Source organism: Mesorhizobium sp. WSM3860 (assembly GCF_002294995.1).
Taxonomy (GTDB): Bacteria; Pseudomonadota; Alphaproteobacteria; order Rhizobiales; family Rhizobiaceae; genus Mesorhizobium.
Map to the genome: position 1 here is coordinate 78,153 of NZ_NSGF01000014.1, position 20,477 is coordinate 98,629.

The following is a 20,477-nucleotide window of genomic DNA, read 5'->3' on the forward strand; positions in this document are numbered from 1 at the left end:
CTCAGTGCCGGGGCACGTCAGCCCACAAACGGACGGCAAAGCCGCGCTTGTCGAGCACCCAGGTCTCGCCGGTTACCATCGCCTTGCCGTCCAGGCATTTATAGGAATAGACCGCGTCGTGACCCGTCGCGAAGGCTGGCACGACGTCGTCATTCGGGTTGGCCTTGCAGAATTCGTCCGCGCCGGGATTGTCGCGCGCGGCGTTCATTTTGGCGCAGGGCAGGTTTGCCCCAATGAAGCAGGCCAGGACCTTGCCGTCCATGCAGCGGTAGCTAGCCTGCGTCTGCAGTTCCGATTCCGGCGGCGTGTCCTTGGCGTCCGGAAAGAGCTTCTTGAACGCCTTGGCCGTGCCGCCGTAAAGCTCGTGCGAGTAGGGGCGGATCGTATCGTCGTTCTTCACTTGGCGGCACAGTTGGTAGAGATTTTGGGCCTTTGCCACGCTGCCTGAAGCGAGGACCGGGAAGGCGGATGCCGAAAGCAGCACCGAAACGAAAACGCCGATGGTCGAAAGGCGGAATGCACGCATTTTGAACTCCTCGGGAAGGCGCGGCCATTGCTGGCGTCGCGCATACGACGCCGGCAACCTCCGGCAGCTTGAGCGCTGCGATGCCGGGAAGCAATCCGGGTCGCTAGTGCCGCGAGCGGGCGTCGGCACCTCTGGAACCAAGGCTGTCCCCAAGGGTTGAGTTCGGTCGGCCAAGGCCGCAAGGCGTTGCAAGCGGTACTTATGGAGGCCCGGCTTTGAGCATTGTCGAGAACATCAAGAAAGCAGCGGAGAAGCTGACCGGGATCGCAAGACCGGGCACGTCCAGGCTCGCGGATCTGGTAAGGCAGAGGAAAGCCAATGCCTTCCGCTTCAAGGACGACGGCCTTGTTCCGAGCCATCCGTCCTGGCCGCTGATCGTTTACCGCGGCGCCGTGACATTGCCGGACGGTCTCGATCCGGCAGCCGTCTTCGAGGAGCTTTTCAAGGCGAATGGCTGGGGCGACAGCTGGCGAAACGGCATCTACGACTATGTCCACTATCACTCGCGCATCCATGAGGTGCTGGGCATTGCGCGTGGCACGGCCAAGGTGCGCTTCGGCGGCGACAAGGGCCGCGCGCTCACGGTCAAGGCCGGCGACGTGGCGGTCCTGCCGGCTGGCACCGGTCACCAGCGGCTCTCGGCTTCCGACGATTTCCTCGTCGTCGGCGCCTACCCGCCCTCCGGCACCTATGACGAATGCACCAAGCCCGAGCAGCACGCGGAAGCGCTACGCACGATCCCGAAGGCGAGCCGGCCGCGCAAGGACCCGGTCTATGGCCGCGACGGACCGTTGCTGAAGGCGTGGGGCGAACGCTGAATGCAAGCGCCGTCGCCATCGAGCGTGGCCATCCCCACCTACGCCTTCAGCAAGGAAGCAGCGGCCGGCGATTTGAAAGCGTAGCGGCGGCGCTTCGCCTACGGGTACTGCGCCTTCTTCGGCGCGTAGATTGCCGGATCGAAATCCAGTTCCTTCGGCAACGGCTGGCTTGAGCACTGCAGATGCATCTGCCGGGCGAGAAGCCGTCGCTGCTGCTGCTCATGCTCCTTCACCGCTGCCACCATCCCCATGCTGTACGGTCCGAGCAGGACGCCAAAACCCCAGCCGGGGTGCTCCTTTTCGCGCGCCTCGTAGTCCGAGGCCGCAATGCGGGCCTGCTGGCAATCCGGCGAGGCCCATTTCGGGTCCTGCTGCGATAGCTTCGCTCCGTAATCGACCGGAGAGGTCACGCATCCAGCCAGCGCCGCGCCCAGCGCGAGGATCATTGCGATTCGCATCCACAAGCCTTTCCTAATGTGCGGGCGAGAAAACACAGAAGGAGGCTTCGGGCAAGCATCCGCCGGCGAGAACCAAAATCGCTTTCGAGCTGCAACCGGCCTGCGGGACGCGCGTTGTCCAAGCAGCCTACCTCATGGAGCCCACACCAATGCCCGCCAAGCGTTTCTCTCAGCCCGTCGCAATCTTCGTCGGGCTCGGCTTTCCGCGCGACATTAACACCGTCTTCGAAGCCTATCAGTTTCTCGACGATTGGGCGGGGAGCCGCAGCCCGACCTACGCGACGACCGTCGCGCTGTGCCGGGCGGCGCTCGCCGGTGAACAGGATGCCGAAGCCGCACGCGTCGCCTTCGAAGCGTTCGCGAGGTCGCGCGGCATTCTCGCTGCGGAAGCGATGGAACTCGCCGCGGCGCGCGCCGCGCAGGAATGGATGGCTGCGTGACCGATCGCTATCGATCTCTCAAAATTTCCGGCTGACATAAGGCGATCCGCCGAGGCCGAACCGCCACTGGGCCTCCACGCCCTTGGTGATGCCGATCCTGCGTCCGCTCAGGATGGCGGCCGCGTTGGTTTCCGAGGCGGCAAACTCGAAGGGCGGCGCGATGAGCGACAGGCCGTTATGCGAGCCGTCGACGCCCATCGCCTGGCAGAGCTTGCCCGGGCCGGAGCAGAGCAGCCTGTCATCGTCGGTTCCCCGCCTGTCGCGCATGGCGGCGATGCCGGATTGCGGCTGGATCGCGCGGATCAGCACCGCGCTGCCCGGCAGGCACACCGCATTCAAGCACCAATGCAGGCCGTAGGAGCGATAGACATAGGCCGTGCCGGGGGCGCCATACATCGGCGCGTTGCGCGGCGTGCGGCCGCGATAGCTGTGCGAGGCCGGATCGTCGGGGCGATAGGCCTCGGTTTCGACGATGATGCCGCCGACGCCGTTGAGGCCGAGCCGCGCGCCGATCAACGCGCGCGCCACAGTGACGGCTTCGCGCGCGAAGAAATTGTGGTGCTGGTCGGCGTGAGCGCTAGGCGGCATGGCGGTCAACGTTCGTCAGGTAGGCCATGATCATCCTGCGGCACTGATCCATCGCGTTCGCCGGCGACGCTGACCGGGTGCCGTTCGATGGCGCGGTGGACCACGTTCTCCAGGAGCGTCTCGATGAGCGCCGCCGCGTCGCCGAGATCGAGGTCGGGCGCGATCTCGCGCCGGTGTCGATCACGCGGTCATCGAGAAACCGGAGCACGTTCGGCCGGGCTATTGCCTGCGCTGCCGTGCTGAGATTCAAATCCTCGGACCTGCCGAACGATCGGCGGCCTGCTCGCGACGGCAAACACAATCCGCGCTAAGCCAATCCCTATGAGGCCGGCCGCCGCTTTCACGAGCGCATCCTGGAGCCGAGCGTGCCGGCCGGGATCGACCGCCTGCAGCAGTTCCAATACGCCGGCCGCGGCGCAGACAAGCAGCATTGTATGCATCAGGCGGGCGCGGAATCCGAACGCCAAGGCAAGGCCGAACAGGGCATAGGCCAGGGCGCGTTCCATGTTCGCCTCACCGAGGTGCGGCCGCATTTGGATAGGTGAGAGCGTGGCGAACGTGATGGCCGCCAGCAGCACGAGCGCGGTAAAACGGGAGATCGAGGTCATCTCCGCTCATACAAGCGAAAAGCCGACATAACAACAGGCGCCGTGCAAGGATGCGAATGAGGAGTGAGGACCGCCGCCTTCAGCTCGCTCACCCCAGCAAATTGCGCGCTGTGCGCATGAAGATCTTCGAGCCGATCGGGATCAGGTCGTCCGGGAAATCGTAGTCGGGGTTGTGGAGCGCCGGGTAACGCTCGCCGGCGCCGAGGAAGAACATCGCCGACTTGGCGCTGTGGCCGAAGATGCCGAAATCCTCCGAGGCGCGCATCGGCAAGGCTTCCTCGCCGCGCGAAACGCCTTCCTCGTCCAGCGCGCGCTCGAGATGCTCCACCGCGTCCGGCGCGTTGACGCTGGCCACAAAAATCTCGTGGTAGTCGTGGCGGACGGAAAGGCCGTGTTCGGCGGCGATCTTTGCCGCCAGCGCCTCCGCCGCTGCAACCAACGCCGCCATGCGCTCGTCGCGGCGGGTGCGCAGCGTCGCCCACACTTCGGCGTAGCCGGGCGCGATGCCGAACACCGCTTCACCCATCGAGCAATGGGTGACGGTGACCATAGCGAAATCGTCGTCGGCGAAGGTGCCGCACCCGAGCGCCGGCAGCTGCGGCATCAACTCACTCACCGCCAGCATCGGCGAGCTGCCGGTTTCGGGCATGGAGGAATGCGCGGTCTTGCCTTCAAGCACGATCCGCAGGCCGCGCGAGGCGCAATTCACCACGCCGGGTTTGAGCCTTACTTCGCCGAACGGCACGCCCGGCAGATTGTGCAGCGAGAAGGCGAAGTCAGGCTGGATCTCGGCAAAGCGCGGATCGGCGACGACGCCGGCCGCGCCATTGCCGGTCTCTTCCGCCGGCTGGAACATCAGCACCACGCGGCCACGCGCCGGCCTTTGGCGCCCGAACTGGCGACCGAGCGCAGCCAGGATCGCGGTATGCCCGTCATGGCCGCACATATGCGACTTGCCGGGCACCTGCGAGGCATGCGCGACGCCCGAAAGCTCATGGATCGGCAGCGCGTCGAGCTCGGAGCGAAACAGCACCGTCGGCCCGGCTAGCCCGCTGTCATAGACCGCCGCCACGCCGTGGCCGCCGAGCCCGATCAGCACCTTGTCCGGCCCGGTATCGGCGAGGAAGTCGACGACCTCCTTTGCCGTCTTCTCCTCCTCGTTGGAGATTTCCGGCTGCCGATGCAGCTTGCGCCGCCATTCCGTCAGCTCGACCAGGTCTCGATTGGTCAGGGTCACGTCCGTCTCCGCGCGATTTGCAGCTCACACAATCACAATAGGGTTCTGCTCGCGCCGTGCCATGCCGATCAATTCAAATAGTCCATGGGCGAATTCGCTGACGCAGTTTGACACCTCCAGCGACTATCCCGACGATTTTCCTTGCCAAAGCTGCAAGCGCCGCCGTCGTGGCGTCGGTTTTGGCGCGGGAAGCAGAAATGAGCGATGCGCAAGAACAGCTCGACCTAAAGGAAATTAACGTAATCCGCGCCTTGCTGGCGTCGAGGCCGCGGCCGGTGGGCTGGGACGAACGCCGGGCGCGGCTCGACGAGGTCGGCTCGTCCTGGCCGGTCGCGGACGACATTCGATGCGAGGCGGTGACTTTCAGCGGCCTCGCGGCCGAGTGGTCCTTGGCGCCCGGGTCCGACACGGACAAGGCACTGCTCTTCTTCCATGGTGGCGGTTACTGCTCCGGCTCGATCAAAAGCCATCGCCGGATGGTGACAGAGGCTGGCCGGGCAATGGGCATGCGCACGCTTGCGGTCGGCTACCGGCGCGCGCCGGAACATCCTTTCCCCGCCCAGCACGAAGACGCGCTCGCGGCGTGGCGCTTCCTCGCCGGGCAGGGGATCGCGCCGGATCGCATCGTTGTCGGCGGAGACAGTGCCGGCGGCAATCTCAGCCTGTCACTGGTCGGCCGGTTGCGCGCGGCGGGCGAGCAGTTGCCGGGCTGCCTTTGGGTTGTCTCACCCTGGACGGATCTTTCGATGTCCGGGGCGACATTGTCAGCCAAGGACGCGATCGACCCCATCATCCACCGCGCTTATCTGGAGGAACTGGCGGGCGCCTATGTTCCCCATGATGTGGACCGGCGCGATCCGCTGATCTCGCCCTTGTTTGCCGATCTGAGCGGATTTCCTCCGATGCTGATCCAGGTCGGTTCGGCCGAGACGCTGCTGTCGGATGCGACGCGGCTTGCCGAGGCGGCCGGGGTTGCGGACGTTAAGGCACGCCTCGAAATCTGGCCGCATATGATCCATGCCTGGCCGGTCTGGAATGCTGAGTTGAGCGCCGGGCGGCGCGCGCTTCTGAGCGCGGGCAGCTTTGCCCGTGAATTTGTGTAGTCTAACTGGCGGGCTGACAGGATCCGTTTATTCCGACTTGCCCGATTCGAGCAGCTCGATGAACGACATCTGTGGCCCGCGTCGCCTGGCCGGCCTGGCCGCTTGCGGACATTTGGGGGCGAGCCATACGATCGTCACCGGAGGAACGAACTGCGGTTTCCCGCTGCAGCTCGAGCCAATTCGCTTCGGAGAACCATGCCGCATTATCCAGACGCAATGCCTCTATCGAAAACCCTGTTCGAGCGAGCCAAAAAGGTGATGCCGGGCGGGAACACGCGCACCACGGTCTTTGTCGACCCGTTTCCGATCTATGCCTCGCGCGGCGAGGGGTGCAGGGTCTGGGATGTGGACGGCAACGTCTATTACGACTGCATCAACAATTTCACCTCGATGATCCATGGCTACACGCAACCCGATGTGGCCGCCGCGGTGATCGACCAGTTGCCGTTCGGCACGGCCTTCGGCACGCCGACGGTCAGCGAGATCGAGCTTGCCGAGCTGCTGGTCGGGCGCCTGCCCTCGGTCGAACGGATCCGCTTCGCCAACTCCGGCACCGAGGGCGTGATGATGGCCATCAAGGCCGCGCGCGCCTTCACCGGGCGGCCGAAAATCGTCAAGATCGAGGGCGCCTATCACGGCTCATACGACTTCGCCGAGGTCAGCCTGGACAGTTCTCCCGCCAATTGGGGAGACATGCCGAATTCGACGCCCTATGCGCGGGGCACGCCGCGCGGGGTGCTGGACGATGTGATCGCCGTGCCGTTCAACGACAGCGAAGCATTGCGCGCGGTCTTCGCCGCTGAGCGCGATACTATCGCCGGCGTGCTGATCGATCCCATGCCGAACCGCGCCGGTCTCATTCCGGCTCGGCAGGATTATCTGCGCGCCATGGTCGAGATCGCCCATGCTGCGGGTGCCCTGGTCATCTTCGACGAGGTGATTTCGTTCCGCCTCGGCTATTCGGGCGCGCAAGGGCTGTGGAGCATCACGCCTGACCTGACGGCGCTGGGCAAGATCATCGGGGGAGGCTTTCCCGTGGGCGCCGTCGGCGGCCGGGCCGACATCATGGCGGTGTTCGATCCGACCCAGGGCAAGCCCGCTTTGCCGCATGGCGGCACCTTCACCGCCAATCCGGTGACGATGCGCGCCGGGCTTGCCGCGATGCGGGCGCTGACCAAGGAAAGCTTTGCCCATCTCGATCGCCTCGGCGCGTTGTTGCGCGACGGGGTCGCCGCCTCATTGGGCAAGCATGGTCTTGCCGGCCAATGCGTCGGGCTGGGCTCGCTCTTCAAGGTCCATTTCACGTCGCATCCCGTCACGGATTACCGGTCCGTCTATCCCGGCCAGGCCGAACGCAGGAAGCTCGATGCCTTCCACAAGGGCTTGCTTGGCCGCGGTGTCTTGTCGGCCAGCTATGGCCTGTTCGCGCTGTCGACACCGATGACCGAGGCAGACGCCCGCAACATTCTGCAGGCGATCGACCAGACCCTGGGCGAGATCGCCCGCCGGTCCTGAGACAGGCGGGCAGGAGGACCACAGATGACAGCTTCTCCTCATGTGGTGGTGATCGGCGCCGGCACTTTAGGTTTGTGCTCGGCCCTCCACCTGGTCGAACAGGGCGCGCGCGTCACCGTGCTTGAAGGCCAGTCGATCGCCTCCGGGTCGAGCGGCAGGTCGGTCGGCGTGGTCGGGTCGCAATTCACCGATCCGTTCGAGATCATGCTTCGCGTTCATGCGCTGCGCCGCTTCCGCCGATGGGAGAGCCAGGGGCTTGGCTTCAACCATATCGGTTACCTGCGCCTGGCGCGCACGCAGAAGCAGATGGAGCTGTTTGCGAAGTCGGTGGAAATTCAGGAAGAGGCCGGCCTGCGCTCGCGACTCTATCGTGCGAACGAGCTCAAGGAACTCGTGCCGCATATCAACCCGGATGGGCTGGAGGGTGGGCTGTTCGGGCCCGACAATGGCTTTCTCGACCCTCACGAGATGTGCACCTTCCTGGCGCAGATGGTCCGCGCCCAGGGCGCCGAAATCCGCCAGTATCGCAAGCTGCTCGGGGTAAGGCGGCGGGCGCGCGGCTACACGCTGAAGACCAGCGGCGATCCGATCGATTGCGATGCCGTGGTCAATGCGGGAGGAGCTTGGGCGCCTCACGTGGCCGAACTCTTCGGCCAGCGCCTGCACATTTGGCCCGAGCGTCACGAGGCGGTCGTCATCCATCTCGACGAGCCGCTCGGCTACACGATGCCGATGGTCATGGATCTGGTGAACGGCGAGGGAAGCGGGCTCAATTTCCGCCACGAAAAAAGCACCGAACTGATCGCCGAGATCCACAAGGTGGACTCGCTCGCGCCGGCGGACCCCGACAACTACAACGACCAGTGCGAGGAACAATCGAAGGTCAGACTGGCGGAGCTTCTCCTCGAGCGGCTGCCCGATCTGCCGGGCGCGAGGCTTGGCCGCGGCTGGGCCGGCCTTTACCCGGTGACCGCCGACCATCGCCCCTTCGTCGGTCCGATCGATGCTTCCGAGCCGACACTGGTGACCGCTGCCGGCGCCGGCGGCTACGGCATCCAGCTGGCCCCGGTGATCGGGCAGATCGCGGCCGACTGGGTTCTTCACGGCGCCCCGGTTTCCGCGCCCGGCACGGAGAGCCTGCTGCCGTCGGCAGCGCGAAATATTGCTCTTAGGTGATTGAGCGGTGGAGCTTGGCAGGATGTCGAAGTCGGCGTCACGCGCCTAGGGAACGCGCCGGCGTCTTCTGAGCGTCGGGTCGCATGCTCGAAACACTTCTTAGGCCATCGGCGCTTCGCGCGGAACCATCGGATCGAGAGCAGGTTGGTTGTGCATCTCAGTTTGAGAGACAGTCACAGCTCAAGGGAGAACCCGATGAAACTTCCGTGCAGAACTACAGCCGCCGCTGCTGCCTTGCTATTCATGAGCGTCCCGGTCCTTGCCCAGACAAGTGCTGCGCCGGAGCCCACGCCGATTCCGCAGAAGCCTGGACCGGCCGCGACACCGGAACCCAACGCTCAACCCGCAGGTCCGACGCGCGAGATGATCCGCCAGATGATCGACGACGCGCTCCAGGAGAAGCTGCAGGAAGATCGTTCGGCTGAACAGGGAGCCCGGCATGGCGGACGTTGGCACCGCGAGGACAGACAAGCGCGGCGCGACGCCGACAGAATGGCCGGCAGGCCCGATCGGATGGGACCGCGCATGATGCACCGCGCCAGGATGCAGATCATGTTCGCGATAATGGATGCCGACGGCGACGGCGCACTCTCGCAGGGCGAAGTTCAGGATATCGTCGGCAGGATCTTCAGCGCTGCCGACGAGGATGGTGACGGCAGCCTCGACCTGGACGAGCTCCAGGGCTTCATGCATGGCCCCGGTGGTGGGCACATGCGCTAGCAGCTCCGAAGCAAGATATCGCAGCCCGAGGCAGGCCACCTTGGCGACCGCTATCCATGGGACGCGCATATATGTGACAGTCAGGGATTGAGATATATTGCCGCCACGTCCTTAGGTCGCTGACGTTCTTTGAACGGGGGCATGACATGCAGGCGGTGCCGATAGCTCATCCGGCGGAACAGTCCGCCGTCGCCTCGATACCTTCGATCTCCGGCTATCCGGCCGCGGTGCTGTGCTGGCTGCTGTCGGCCGGCGTCTATATCGCGGCGAAATGGGTGGCGCCGGAAATGCCGCCCTGGGGGCTCTGCTTCTGGCGGCTTGCGCTCGCCTGCGCCATTCTGCTGCCGATCGTGCATCGCCATCACGGCGCGATGATCGCGCTTGTCAAATCCCGGCCGCTGGAGATCGTCGCCGTCGGAGCGATCGGTCTGACGCTCTGCCAGGGCATGATCTACCGCGGCCTCGCCGATACCGACGCGACCACTGCCGGCATCATCATGGCGCTGTCTCCGGTCATGACGATGGTGCTCGCGCGTTTCGTGCTTGGCGAGCCGCTCGGGCTTTGGCAGGCGCTCGGCGCGCTGGCAGCGCTAGCCGGGATGCTGGTGATTGTCGCGCATGGCGACCTGACGGCGCTGCTCCAGCTCCAGTTCAATCTGGGTGAACTGTGGATCGTCGGCAGCGCGTTCTGCTGGGCGCTCTACACCGTGCTGGTGCGCCATTCCAAATTCGGCATCGAGCTGTTGCCGCTGGTCGTGCTTCTGCTCGGCGCCGGCGCTGTCGTCGCCCTGCCTTTCCATCTGTGGGAACTGGTCAACGACGAACGCTCCGCCTTGAACGTCCATGGCTGGCTGGCGCTCGCCTACCTGGCGGGCCCGGGCGGCGCCCTGATGTACTATCTCTACAATCGCAGCGTGGCGACGCTCGGCGCCAGCCGGGCGAGCATGCTGCTCTATCTGCAGACGATGTTCGTCGCCATCCTCGCCTATCTGCTGCTCGGCGAGAGCCTGCATGACTACGATCTCATCGGCGCCGCCTTCATCGTCGCCGGCATCGTGCTGGCGACGGTGTTGAAGCCGCACGCGGCTCGCGTCGCGTAGCCCAAGCCCCCGCCAGGAAAGCTCTTACTGCATCGGCGCGGTCAAACCGCAATGCCCGACGTCCATCGGGGTTCGAATGAAACGGTCCGCAGCCCTGCCTTGCGCACCCGATCCACGAACACATCGTTGACGAACACCAGCGACGCCCGCATCGGCAGCTTGAACACTTCGGCGCTGCCGATCTTGTCCGCATCGAACGCGTAGCGCTCGATCGCGAGAATGTCGCCGTCGTCGAAATAGACGATCTTCGACCGCTTTCGGTCCAGCGCGTCGATCACGTTGGTGACGTTGAAGAGCCAGACCTTCTCGCCGCGCAATGGGATTAGCTCGCCATAAGGGCGCAGCGAGGCCTGCAGCGCATCGACGGCCGGCTTGCGCAGGAGTGGCGCGTGTCCGCCGAGCCAGGGGAAGTCGGAATAGACCGGATCGCGGTCCGCCACGCGCTGCATGACCGCCGGCTCCCAGGCGCCCAGTGGTCTTCCGTCGAGGGCTAAGAAAACTCGTAGTAGCTGTCATCGACCGGGAGCACCCATTCCTGACCGTCCACGACCGCGAACTCATAGATGGTCGTCATCGCTCGACGCTCCCCCATTTTGGCGCCCGGGTGCTGCCGCGCGACGTTGATCTGCGGCAGGTCGCGGGTCAACCGGCGAAAGCCGACGCCGTAATGGACATGTACCCTTAATGCGACTTCCAATTCAGTAATCGCTAATATAATCTGCAGCGGTACGGGGCGATTTCAATGCATCAGCCACGAAGGCGTATGGCGTTGGCTTGGCTGGTTTTAGCCGGCAATGCGGACGCTCACGACTGGTACTCAAACAAGACTGATCCGATCCTTCATCTTCAGTGCTGCGGCAACAAAGACTGCCACCCGATCGATTCCAGCAATGTTAGTCCAACTAGAGACGGCTATCTCGTAAGGCAACCTCAACCCTACTATAGGAATGATCCGCCTACAGGAACGTGGTTTATCCCAAGGGATCGCGTACAGGCTGCGCCGGATGAACGGTATCATATCTGCGAGACTTTGATGCAAACGGCTCGCGTCGGCAGATACAGGATGACATGGACATGTTTCTTTGCGCCCATGAGCACGGGCTCCATCGCGCGGACGGACCAGTCGGTGCTTTACGGCTTGTCGACACCCTGACACGGGAGCGGCCCGGAGCCCTTGTGGGTTTGGTGGCGAAAGGCAAGGGCCACCGGGCCTAACCGGCGGGGACCTAGTACGGGGACTTCGCTAAGAGGGCACCGGCTGATAGAAATATGCGCTAATGCTAATACAATTGAAACGCATCCCTAAGGACGATGGCCGGACTGGCCACCTTAGGTAAATATTGGCCGTGCGCATCGCATGCTCGGCCATTCGGACGACGGCAAGGGGTCGACGCCTATCTGATCTGGAACCCATGCGCGAGCGGATCGCGATCGTCCACGAAGATCGTATTGTGGCCGATAATTTGCGCCCATCCGCCGACGCTTGGCCGAATGCCTTTGAAGGGGCCAACGTCAACCTCCGCCTCGACACGGCCCTCGAAGACAGTGCCGATCAGGCTTTCCTGGCGGAAGCTATCGCCGACGTTCAGGCGGCCCTTGCCGTGAAGTTGGGCCATGCGCGCCGACGTTCCCGTGCCGCCCGGCGAACGGTCGATCGCCTTGTCGCCATAGAACACCGCACCGCGGCCGTCGGCATCGCTGCCCGAGGGCTTGTCGCACCAGATGGCGTGGTGGACTCCGCTTATTCTCTCGTCCTCGGGATGGACCGGATTGCAGTCATGCTCCAACGCGTCACGCAGACGCCGGCTGAGGTCGACGATGTCGCTGGCCGAAATGCCGTCCAAACCCTGCCAGTTTTCCTGCGGCTCGACCACCGCGTAGAAATTGCCGCCATAGGCGATGTCGACGACGAGCCGGCCGAGCCCCGGAACATCGACGCCGACATCGGCTGTATGCAGATAGCTCGCGACATTGAACATCCGCACGGCATCCACGAATTCGCCCGGCTTCTCGTACTGGATATCCACTCTTCCCGCCGGCGTCTCGATCGACAGCCTGCCTGGAACCCGCGGCGTAACGAGCCCTTCTTCCAGCGCCGCCGTAACCAGGCCGATCGTGCCGGCGCCGCACATCGGCAGGCAGCCGCTGACCTCGATGAAGATGACGGCGAAATCGCAGTCCTCGCGGTAGGCGGGATAGATGATGGCGCCCGACATGATGTCGTGCCCGCGCGGCTCGAACATCAGCGCCCGCCGGATCCAGTCATGCTCGCGCACGAAGAGCTCGCGTCGCTCGGCGATCGGGGCGTGCGGCAGCAAAGGGCCGCCGCCGGCGACCAGCCGAACGGGATTGCCGCAGGTGTGGGCGTCGATGCAGAAGAAGCTGCGGCGCATGATCTCTCCGTTCAGGCAGGCTTGGCCGCGCCGGGTGCCCGGCTGCGCTGCAGCGCGCCCCTCGACAGCCGGTCAAGGAAGATGGCGATCGCCACGATCGACAGGCCGGCCCGCAGGCCGAGCCCCATCTCCATGCGGGTCAGCCCCCGCGTCACCTCCGCGCCCAGGCCTCCCGCTCCGACGAGGCCGGCCAGCACGACCATCGCTAGTGAGAGCAGAATGCACTGGTTGAGGCCGACCAGCAGGGTGGGCGTGGCGGAGGGGATTTCTATCTTGAACAGGATCGATCGCGGCGAAGCGCCGGTTGCCTGCCCGAGTTCCAAAAGGTCCTTCGGCACCTGGTTGAAGGCGAGCGTCGTCAGGCGCAGCATCGGCGGTATGCCGTAAACGATCGTGGCGATGATCGCCGGCACGCGGCCGAGGCTGAAGATCATGACGGCAGGGATGAGATAGACCCACGGTGGCACCGTTTGCATGATATCGAGCACCGGCCGGATCGCGGCCTCGAAACTCTTGTAGCGCGATGCCAGGATGCCGAGCGGGAACGCGATCGACACCGAGATGATCACCGCCACCGTCACCAGCGCCAGCGTCTGCATCGACGCGGCCCAGAAGCCGGCCAGCAGGCAAAAGAGAAGCGCTACGGCCGTCACGACGGCAACCCTGATGCCGACGAGAAAGAAGGCCAGAGCAACGGCCAAGACGATCGTCACATAGGCGGGCGGGTAGAGCAGGGCGGCTTCGATGGCGCTGAGCACCGCCTCGATCAGTCTGGCCACGGCATCGAAAAACGGATGGAAGTTGGTGTTCAGCCAATCCACGGCAGGGGCAAGGTAAGCCCCCGGCGAAAAGCGGAGCAGATCGAAGTTCATCTTACGCCTCCCTTGGCGCGGCTGGCCGCGCTTTGCGTGAGCCTGTCGAGCACCATGGTCAGGATGACGATGGCGATGGCGGCATTGATCGAGGTGGCAATGTCGAGCGTGCGCACGGCCGAATAGATCGTCTCGCCGAGACCGCCCGAACCGACGATGCCGGCGATGACCACCATGCCGAAGGCCATCATCAGGCTCTGGTTGATCCCCGCCATCACGCTCGGGATGGCGAAGGGGAGCCTGATCTTGACGAACATCTGCCATGGCGTCAGGCCGGTCGCGTGTCCCAGCTCCACGAATTCGCGCGGCGTCATGCGGATGCCCAGCGCAGTGAGCCGGATGGCAGGAGGCATCGCGACGATGAAGGTGGCCACGAGCGCGGTCGCCGGTCCGTAACCCAGGAGCGCGATCGCCGGAAGAAGATAGATGTAGGGCGGCAGCGTCTGGATAAGGTCGAGTATCGGCTCGAGGAACCGGTCGAACGCCCTGACGAAACCCGCCACGATGCCGATCGGAATGCCGAAGAGCAGCGCCAGTATGGTGGCGGTAATCACCAGGGCGAGCGTGCTCATGGTCTCGGCCCAGAGCCCCATGACCGCACAGAAGACCAGGGCAAGCCCGGCGAGAACGCCGGCGAGGGCGTTGATCAGCCGCCACGCGAGCAGCGCCGCGACGATCGCGATCACATAGAATGGCGCGAACTGCAGCAGCCAGAGGACGCCGTCATAGGTTCCTTCAAGCCCGGCTCTCAGCGTTTCGAACAGCCAGTCGCCATTGTCGCTGATCCAGCCGAGAGCCGTATCGGTCCAACTGTCGAACGTGTCGGTGATGGTCGAGATGTCCATGGTGCTCCTCCCGAGCTATGCCGCCACGAGTTCCCCCGCAGGCTTGCCGGCAACGCCGCGCAGCAGGCCGCGTATGGTGACGACGCCGACGACCGTTCCGCCCTCGACCACCGCGACGGCATCGCGATCGGACTGCGTGGTGAGGTCGATAAGCGCGCCGATGTCGGCCTCGGGCGACGTTTGGGGCAGGGCGTTCACGTCGCTATGCGGCTGCGCGCTCTTGTATTCGCTCACCGGCGTCATCACGGAGTGCGCCTTGACCAGATGAATCCTGGAAATGCCCGCCACGAAATCGGAGACGTAGTCGTCCGCGGGTTTTGTCACGATGTCCTCGGCCGTCCCGACCTGGACGATGACGCCGTCCTTCATGATGGCGATGCGGTCGCCGATGCGGATGGCTTCCTCGAGATCATGCGTGATGAAGACCGCCGACTTGCCGAGCGACTTCGTCAGCTGCCGGAACTCGTCCTGCAACTGCCGGCGGATGAGCGGGTCGAGCGCGCTGAACGGCTCGTCCATGAGGATGATTTCCGGGTCAGCCGCCAGGGCTCGGGCGAGGCCGACGCGCTGCTGCATTCCGCCGGAAAGCTCCGAGGGATAACGCGATGTCCAATCGGCGAGCCCGACCTTTTCGAGGGCAGCGCGGGCGATCTTGTTGCGTTCTTCCTTGGCGACGCCTCGCACTTCGAGGCCGAAGCCGGCGTTTTCGAGAACCGTGCGGTGCGGCAGAAGTGCCACGCTCTGGAACACCATGCCGATATTGCGGGCGCGCATGTCGCGCAGCTCGGCGGCATTGAGCTTGGCGATCTCCTTTCCCTTGACCGTGATCTTGCCGAGGCTGGGCTCGATCAGGCGATTAAGCAGCCGGATCAGCGTCGACTTGCCGCTCCCCGAGAGGCCCATGATGCAGAAGATCTCGCCGCGGCGGACCTGGAGCGTGGCGTCGGCAACACCGACCACGCAGTTGAACTCCTGCAGCACCTGCTTTTTGGAAAGCCCGCGCTCGGAGATCGCCTTGACGGCGGCCGAGGCGCGGCTCCCGAAAACCTTCCACACGGATTTGCAGTCGACCAAGACTTCGTTGGGGGCATTCACGGTCATGTTCATTGCCTTCCCCATGGGCCACCAAATGGCCATCGTGTTTGGAGGCGGGCAGCCGGTTGGGCGGCCCGCCGTTGGTGTGGTTACTCGGCCTTGATGTTTTCCCAGCGCTTCAGGAGGTCGGCGTGGGCGTCGGTCCAGGCCTTGACGGCTTCATCCATCTTCTTGCCGTCGCTGACCGCGCCGTTGATCGCGGTGATATCGGCGAGCGGCACATAGACCGAGGCGATCACCTCGCGGGCATGCGGATGGTCGGCCGAAAAGCCCTTCTTGGCGATCCAGTAGTAGCTCTGCGGCGGCGGGAAGATGCCCTTCGGATCCTTGAGGAATTTCACAGGATATTTCTGCATCATCCAGGACGGCTCCCAGATGGTGACGGCAATCCATTCCTTGCGGTCGACGGCCGACTTCAGCGCTGCGGTCATCGCGGCGGTGCTGCCTTCGACCAGCTGGAGCTTCAGGCCGTATTCCTTGACCGCATTGGCGGCGTCGCGCATCAGGCCCGAACCCGGTTCGATGCCGACGATCTTGCCGCCGAACTTGTCGGCGTTGTCGTTGAGCTGCTCGGTCGAATCGATGGTCACATAGTTCGGCACGGCAATCGCCTGGTAGAGGCCGTGCGAAACCGGAGAGATCTTCTCGAGGCGCTTCTTGTTCTTGTCCCAGTAATCCTGCGCGACATAGTCCGTCTGCGAGGCGAGCAGTTGAATATCGCCCTTGGTCAGCGCGGCGTAGGCGATGCCCCATTCGGAAAAATCGACCACCTTGACGGTGTAGCCGGCGTCCTCCAGCACCTTCTTGGTGATGCCGGTGATGGGGGTAAGATCCTCCCACGACATCGTGCCAACGGTGATTGTCTTTTCTTCCGCCTGAGCGGACAGCATGGTCATCCCGACCATCGCGGCAGCGCAGAGCGCTTTCCACAACGTCTTCATGTTTCCTCACTCCTTAGTTATCGTTTCCATTCCCGTTCGAAGACTTCGCGGTCTGCTCGGTCTTCACATTGCGCGGCGAGAGCTCATCCCTCGCGGCCAGCACGCAATTCCTGCAAGCGGATCACCGTGTTGATGCCCATCCACGCGAACGGCTCGGGAGGAAGCCGCGCGGGTTGGGGTTGATCCGCATATTTGTCGAGCATGTTCGAGCGGGTGCCGGTCGCGAGATCGGCGGCCATGACGCCCGCGAGCGTGCTTTTGACGGTCCCAAGGCCGTTCTCGCAGCACGCCGAGTAGAGGCCTTCTTCGATCTCGCCGAAGGCCGGCACGTGGTTGCGGCTGAGGCAAAGCCGTCCGGCCCAGACATATTCGAACGGCACGTTCTTGAGGTCCGGAAACCTGGCATCGAGTGACGACCGCTGCTCGGCGGCGATGCCGGCCAGGCGCCTCTCGCTGACCCGAACGGGCCAGTCATAGGTGAACCGCGTCCGGATCACGACCCGCGAGAGCCCGTCGCTGGTTATCTTCCTGACCGTGGCGCCCATCGGATCGGCCGGAAGCAAGGCCCACCGGTCCTTGCCCGTTGACTTCGCGGTGAAAGGGGCGGTCATGGACGCGTAGGTGAAGATGTGCATCAGGCGGCCGCGGAAATGGCCGAAATCGTCGATATGGCCGTTGACGCCGAGGATGACTCTCGGCGCGGTAACGCTTCCGGTGCGCGACACCGCCTTCCACGCTCCTGCGGCCCGGGTCAGCTTGAGCACCGGCGAGTGCTCGAAGATGTCGACTTTCGGTGCGAGCCCCGCGGCGAGCCCGCGGATATAGTCGGCCGGCTGGATCATCACCGCGCCGGGCGTGTAGAGGCCGGCGAGGTAGTAGGACGACCCGGTGATTTCCTTCATCTCGTCCGCGTCGAGGAAGCGATGCTTTTCGCCGATCGCCTTGAGCGAGCGGCCGTAATTGGCATTGAGCTTCAGCCCGCGCTCGGTCGCCGCAGCATTGATCTTGCCCGACGGATCGAAGGTGCGCGCGGACATGCCGTATTCCGCAGCCGCCTCGGCGGCGAAGGCGATCGCGAAGCGGTTCTCGGCAATCTCGGCCTTGGTTTCGGCCTCACCGGCGACCGAATATTCGCCCGAGGACAAATTGTGCGGGGTGTCGATCATATAGCCGGAATTCCGGCCGGCGGGGCCTTTGGCGACCTCTCCGGCTTCCAGCAGGACGATCCTGTCGCCAGGCCGCAACTGGGCGAGCCGCCGCGCGGCGGAGAGGCCGGCGAAGCCGCCGCCGATGATCAGCCAGTCGGCCTTGATGTCGCCGTCAAGCGTGCGGACGGGGAAGCAGCGTCTGCTGATCGCCTCCCAGCCAGAGATTCCGGATTCAGCCGGAAGCCGCTTGACGACGAGATCGCTCACCGGACGGTCTCGTCGACCGAACGGTCGGAGACGTCGATCCAGACCGTCTTCAACTCGCAGTAATTGTCATGCGCGAAGACCGACTTGTCGCGCCCGCCGAAGCCGGATTCCTTATAGCCGCCGAACGGTGTCGTCGCGTCGCCTTCGCCGAAGCAGTTGACGGTGACGACGCCGGCGCGGATCTCGCGCGAGAGCTTGATCGCCTTGCGCAGGCTCCCCGTATAGACGGACGCGGTCAGGCCGTAATTCGTGTCGTTGGCGAGCGCGATCGCCTCGGCCAGCGAGGTGAACGTCGTCACCGAAAGGATCGGCCCGAAAATCTCCTCCTGGAAGAGGCGGCTCGCAGGCGTGACGCCGTCGACGACGGTCGGCTCGATATAGGCGCCCTTATGCGTGGCGCCGCCATGGGCGACCGAGAGCTTCTCGGTCTTCACGTCGCCGAGGAAGGATTTCACCTTCTCGAAATGGGTCTTGCTGACCAGCGCGCCGATGCGGTTTTCCGGATCGAGCGGATCGCCGGTCTTCCATTCGCGCATGTAGGCGCCGATCCGCTGCAGCAGCTCGTCCTTGATCTTGGCGTCGACGATGAGGCGCGAGGTGGCCGAGCAGTTCTCGCCCATGTTCCAGAACGCGCCGTTGACCACCTGTTCGGCGACGAGGTCGAGGTCTTCGGCGTCGTCGAGAACCACGGCCGGGTTCTTGCCGCCGCATTCCAGCACGACGCGCTTGAGGTTGGAGTCGGCCGCGTAGCGCAGGAAACGGCGGCCGGTCGGCGTCGATCCGGTGAAGGCCACCATGTCGACGCCCATATGCATGCCGATCGGTTCGCCGACCTCGTTGCCGCCGCCCGGCACGACATTGAATACGCCGGCCGGGATGCCGGCCTCATGGGCGAGCTCCGCGACACGCAGCGTGGTCAGCGTCGTCTCCTGGGCAGGCTTCACGATGACCGAGCATCCGGCCGCAAGCGCCGGGCCGATCTTCCAGGCCAGCATCAGCAGCGGAAAGTTCCACGGCAGGACGCAGCCGACGACGCCGACCGGTTCGCGCACGACCATGGTCAGCGCCTTCGAGCCAACGGGCGCGGTGTTGTCGTAGAGCTTGTCGATCAGCTCGGCATGCCAGCGGATGGTATGGATCGTGTCCGGCACATCGACCGTCTGGCATTCCCGGATCGGCTTGCCGCTGTCGAGGCTTTCCATGACGGCAAGCTCGTGGCGGTTGCGCTCCAGAAGCTTGGCGAATTTGAGCAGGACGGCCTTTCGCTCGCCAGGCGCGAGATGCTGCCAGCGTCCGTCGTCGAAGGCTTCCCTGGCCTTGGCCACGGCGAAGTCGACATCGCTGGCGTCGCAAGCCGCGATCTCGGCAAGCACGTCGCCGGTCGCCGGATTCGTCGTCTTGAAGGTCTTGCCGGAATTCGCCGGGCGGAAGGCTCCGTCGATGAAGGCGTTGGTCGGGAATTGAATCTCGGCGGCGAGCGCCTTGTATTCGGCGGCGGTCAAAGGCTCATGCATTGGTTTGCTCCCGACGTGATCTGGGCGACCGTGCGCTTCAGCGTGGCGACGACAGTCTGGAGGGATCGCTTTTCTTCCGAATTGAGAGGCCGCAGTGGCGCGCGCACGCCGCCTGTCTTCAGGCCGATCAGCTCGCATCCATGCTTGATCGACTGGACGAACTTGCCGCATTCGAGAAAGTCCATCAGCGGCAGCATCGCGCTCATGATGGCGCGGCCCTTGTCGAAGTTCTTTTCGAGCACGCAGGCCTCGTAGAGCGCGACGTGCTCGCGCGGCAGGAAGTTCGAGCCGGCGCAGACCCAGCTCCTGGCGCCCCAGGCGAAGAATTCCAGCGCCTGGTCGTCCCAGCCGCAGGAGAGCGAGATGTGCGGGAACTTGCGGGCAAGCCGGTGCAAATTGCCCATGTCGCCGGAGCTTTCCTTGATGGCGACGACGTTGCGGGATTTGCCGACGCGGGAGAAATACTCCTCGCTCATCATCACGCCCATGCGGGCTGGATAGTTGTAGAGCATGATCGGCAGGTTGGCCGCGCGGTCGACGGTGAGCGCATGAACAGCATTCTCGCGCTCCGTCGGCAGGGCATATGGTGGCGACGAGACGAGGATCGCGTCGGCGCCGATCTCCTTCGCCGCCTTGGCGTATTCGACCGAATCTTCGGTCCTGGTAGCGCCTGTGCCGATGACCAGCGGAAGGCGGGTGCCGATCACCTGCTTGGCGTAAGCGCCGAGGTCGAAGCGCTCCTGGGCGCTCTGGGCGTAGTATTCGCCGGTCGATCCGCCGACGATGATGCCGTGCACCTTGGCTTCGATCAGTGACTCGAGAACGTCGGCAAAAGCGGCGTTGTCGATCTGACCGTCCGGACCGAGCGGCGTCACCGCCGGCGTGTAGATGCCCTCAAACTTCAAGACATTTCTCCATCGATGGAGTGGCCGTTTCGACCAATGCGTCATTCGGCAAAACGAAGGCCATCCGCGAATTCCCAAGCGGGAATTCGCAGCGCTCGAAACCGGTTGATCGCGTTTGATGACGCGGAAGATTGCACGTCAGCATCCGAGAGTCAACAGATTGTATAATTTGCGTACACATAAAAAATATGGCACGAGTACAATCCCG

The 20,477-nt window shown here is 64.3% G+C and carries 22 protein-coding genes; 7 read left to right on the top strand and 15 right to left on the bottom strand.

Going from position 1 to position 20,477, the window contains the following annotated elements:
• Position 1 precedes the first annotated feature (1 nt).
• Entirely contained in the window at positions 2-526 is a 525-nt protein-coding gene (locus CK220_RS21285; protein ID WP_141245191.1) for a hypothetical protein, read from the bottom strand.
• A 215-nt stretch (positions 527-741) separates the two neighbouring features.
• On the opposite strand from CK220_RS21285, the gene CK220_RS21290 reads away from it, so the two are divergent.
• Positions 742-1,344, top strand: a complete 603-nt coding sequence (locus CK220_RS21290) for a cupin (RefSeq protein WP_095813417.1) — start codon at positions 742-744, stop codon at positions 1,342-1,344.
• 98 nt (positions 1,345-1,442) lie between these two features.
• On the opposite strand, the gene CK220_RS21295 is transcribed toward CK220_RS21290, so the two are convergent.
• Positions 1,443-1,802: a hypothetical protein gene (locus tag CK220_RS21295; RefSeq protein WP_095813418.1), complete on the bottom strand. Its 360-nt coding sequence runs from the start codon at positions 1,800-1,802 to the stop codon at positions 1,443-1,445.
• Between the two features lie 149 nt (positions 1,803-1,951).
• On the opposite strand from CK220_RS21295, the gene CK220_RS21300 reads away from it, so the two are divergent.
• Positions 1,952-2,242, top strand: coding sequence for a DUF982 domain-containing protein (locus tag CK220_RS21300; RefSeq protein ID WP_095813419.1), 291 nt, complete (start codon positions 1,952-1,954; stop codon positions 2,240-2,242).
• 18 nt (positions 2,243-2,260) lie between these two features.
• Here the strand turns inward: CK220_RS21300 and CK220_RS21305 are convergent, their stop codons facing one another.
• From CK220_RS21305 to CK220_RS21315, 3 genes are all read right to left on the bottom strand, one after another.
• Positions 2,261-2,830 carry a DNA-3-methyladenine glycosylase gene (locus CK220_RS21305; protein WP_095813420.1) on the bottom strand — a complete coding sequence of 190 codons (570 nt, stop codon included), beginning with the start codon at positions 2,828-2,830 and terminating at the stop codon, positions 2,261-2,263.
• A gap of 188 nt (positions 2,831-3,018) precedes the next feature.
• A complete protein-coding gene (locus tag CK220_RS21310) occupies positions 3,019-3,438 on the bottom strand; it encodes a VanZ family protein (RefSeq protein ID WP_141245192.1) in 420 nt (139 codons plus the stop codon).
• Positions 3,439-3,526: 88 nt separating this feature from the next.
• Positions 3,527-4,675, bottom strand: a complete 1,149-nt coding sequence (locus CK220_RS21315; protein ID WP_095813421.1) for an amidohydrolase — start codon at positions 4,673-4,675, stop codon at positions 3,527-3,529.
• 197 nt (positions 4,676-4,872) lie between these two features.
• Between CK220_RS21315 and CK220_RS21320 the strand changes: the two genes are divergently transcribed.
• The 5 genes from CK220_RS21320 (at position 4,873) to CK220_RS21340 (ending at position 10,289) form a co-directional block, all read left to right on the top strand.
• On the top strand, positions 4,873-5,778 hold the full coding sequence (locus CK220_RS21320; RefSeq protein WP_095813422.1) for an alpha/beta hydrolase: 906 nt from the start codon (positions 4,873-4,875) through the stop codon (positions 5,776-5,778).
• Positions 5,779-5,973: 195 nt separating this feature from the next.
• The gene (locus CK220_RS21325; RefSeq protein ID WP_095813423.1) at positions 5,974-7,293 is read left to right on the top strand and encodes an aspartate aminotransferase family protein; all 1,320 of its coding nucleotides are present in this window, start codon (positions 5,974-5,976) and stop codon (positions 7,291-7,293) included.
• A gap of 24 nt (positions 7,294-7,317) precedes the next feature.
• On the top strand, positions 7,318-8,469 hold the full coding sequence (locus CK220_RS21330) for an FAD-binding oxidoreductase (RefSeq protein WP_095813424.1): 1,152 nt from the start codon (positions 7,318-7,320) through the stop codon (positions 8,467-8,469).
• 375 nt (positions 8,470-8,844) lie between these two features.
• On the top strand, positions 8,845-9,189 hold the full coding sequence (locus CK220_RS21335; RefSeq protein ID WP_245429329.1) for an EF-hand domain-containing protein: 345 nt from the start codon (positions 8,845-8,847) through the stop codon (positions 9,187-9,189).
• Between the two features lie 146 nt (positions 9,190-9,335).
• The gene (locus CK220_RS21340) at positions 9,336-10,289 is read left to right on the top strand and encodes an EamA family transporter (RefSeq protein ID WP_095813426.1); all 954 of its coding nucleotides are present in this window, start codon (positions 9,336-9,338) and stop codon (positions 10,287-10,289) included.
• Positions 10,290-10,330: 41 nt separating this feature from the next.
• Here CK220_RS21340 and CK220_RS21345 read toward each other — a convergent pair whose 3' ends face one another.
• The 10 genes from CK220_RS21345 to CK220_RS21385 all read right to left on the bottom strand — a co-directional run bounded on the left by CK220_RS21345 (position 10,331) and on the right by CK220_RS21385 (position 20,269).
• Positions 10,331-10,729: a DUF1629 domain-containing protein gene (locus CK220_RS21345; RefSeq protein WP_245429330.1), complete on the bottom strand. Its 399-nt coding sequence runs from the start codon at positions 10,727-10,729 to the stop codon at positions 10,331-10,333.
• A 50-nt stretch (positions 10,730-10,779) separates the two neighbouring features.
• Positions 10,780-10,935 carry a hypothetical protein gene (locus CK220_RS32570; protein WP_245429331.1) on the bottom strand — a complete coding sequence of 52 codons (156 nt, stop codon included), beginning with the start codon at positions 10,933-10,935 and terminating at the stop codon, positions 10,780-10,782.
• Between the two features lie 748 nt (positions 10,936-11,683).
• The gene (locus CK220_RS21350; RefSeq protein WP_095813427.1) at positions 11,684-12,682 is read right to left on the bottom strand and encodes a 4-hydroxyproline epimerase; all 999 of its coding nucleotides are present in this window, start codon (positions 12,680-12,682) and stop codon (positions 11,684-11,686) included.
• A gap of 11 nt (positions 12,683-12,693) precedes the next feature.
• Positions 12,694-13,554, bottom strand: a complete 861-nt coding sequence (locus CK220_RS21355) for an ABC transporter permease subunit (RefSeq protein ID WP_095813428.1) — start codon at positions 13,552-13,554, stop codon at positions 12,694-12,696.
• On the bottom strand, positions 13,551-14,399 hold the full coding sequence (locus tag CK220_RS21360; RefSeq protein WP_095813429.1) for an ABC transporter permease subunit: 849 nt from the start codon (positions 14,397-14,399) through the stop codon (positions 13,551-13,553). The genes CK220_RS21355 and CK220_RS21360 overlap by 4 nt, the downstream gene beginning before the upstream one ends.
• Before the next feature lie 15 nt (positions 14,400-14,414).
• Positions 14,415-15,506, bottom strand: coding sequence for a glycine betaine/L-proline ABC transporter ATP-binding protein (locus CK220_RS21365; protein WP_095813430.1), 1,092 nt, complete (start codon positions 15,504-15,506; stop codon positions 14,415-14,417).
• Positions 15,507-15,583: 77 nt separating this feature from the next.
• Entirely contained in the window at positions 15,584-16,435 is an 852-nt protein-coding gene (locus CK220_RS21370) for a glycine betaine ABC transporter substrate-binding protein (protein WP_095813431.1), read from the bottom strand.
• A gap of 83 nt (positions 16,436-16,518) precedes the next feature.
• Positions 16,519-17,850, bottom strand: a complete 1,332-nt coding sequence (locus CK220_RS21375; RefSeq protein WP_095813432.1) for an FAD-binding oxidoreductase — start codon at positions 17,848-17,850, stop codon at positions 16,519-16,521.
• Positions 17,847-19,364, bottom strand: coding sequence for an aldehyde dehydrogenase (locus CK220_RS21380; protein WP_095813433.1), 1,518 nt, complete (start codon positions 19,362-19,364; stop codon positions 17,847-17,849). The genes CK220_RS21375 and CK220_RS21380 overlap by 4 nt, the downstream gene beginning before the upstream one ends.
• The gene (locus CK220_RS21385) at positions 19,349-20,269 is read right to left on the bottom strand and encodes a dihydrodipicolinate synthase family protein (RefSeq protein WP_095813434.1); all 921 of its coding nucleotides are present in this window, start codon (positions 20,267-20,269) and stop codon (positions 19,349-19,351) included. The genes CK220_RS21380 and CK220_RS21385 overlap by 16 nt, the downstream gene beginning before the upstream one ends.
• Positions 20,270-20,477: the final 208 nt, after the last annotated feature.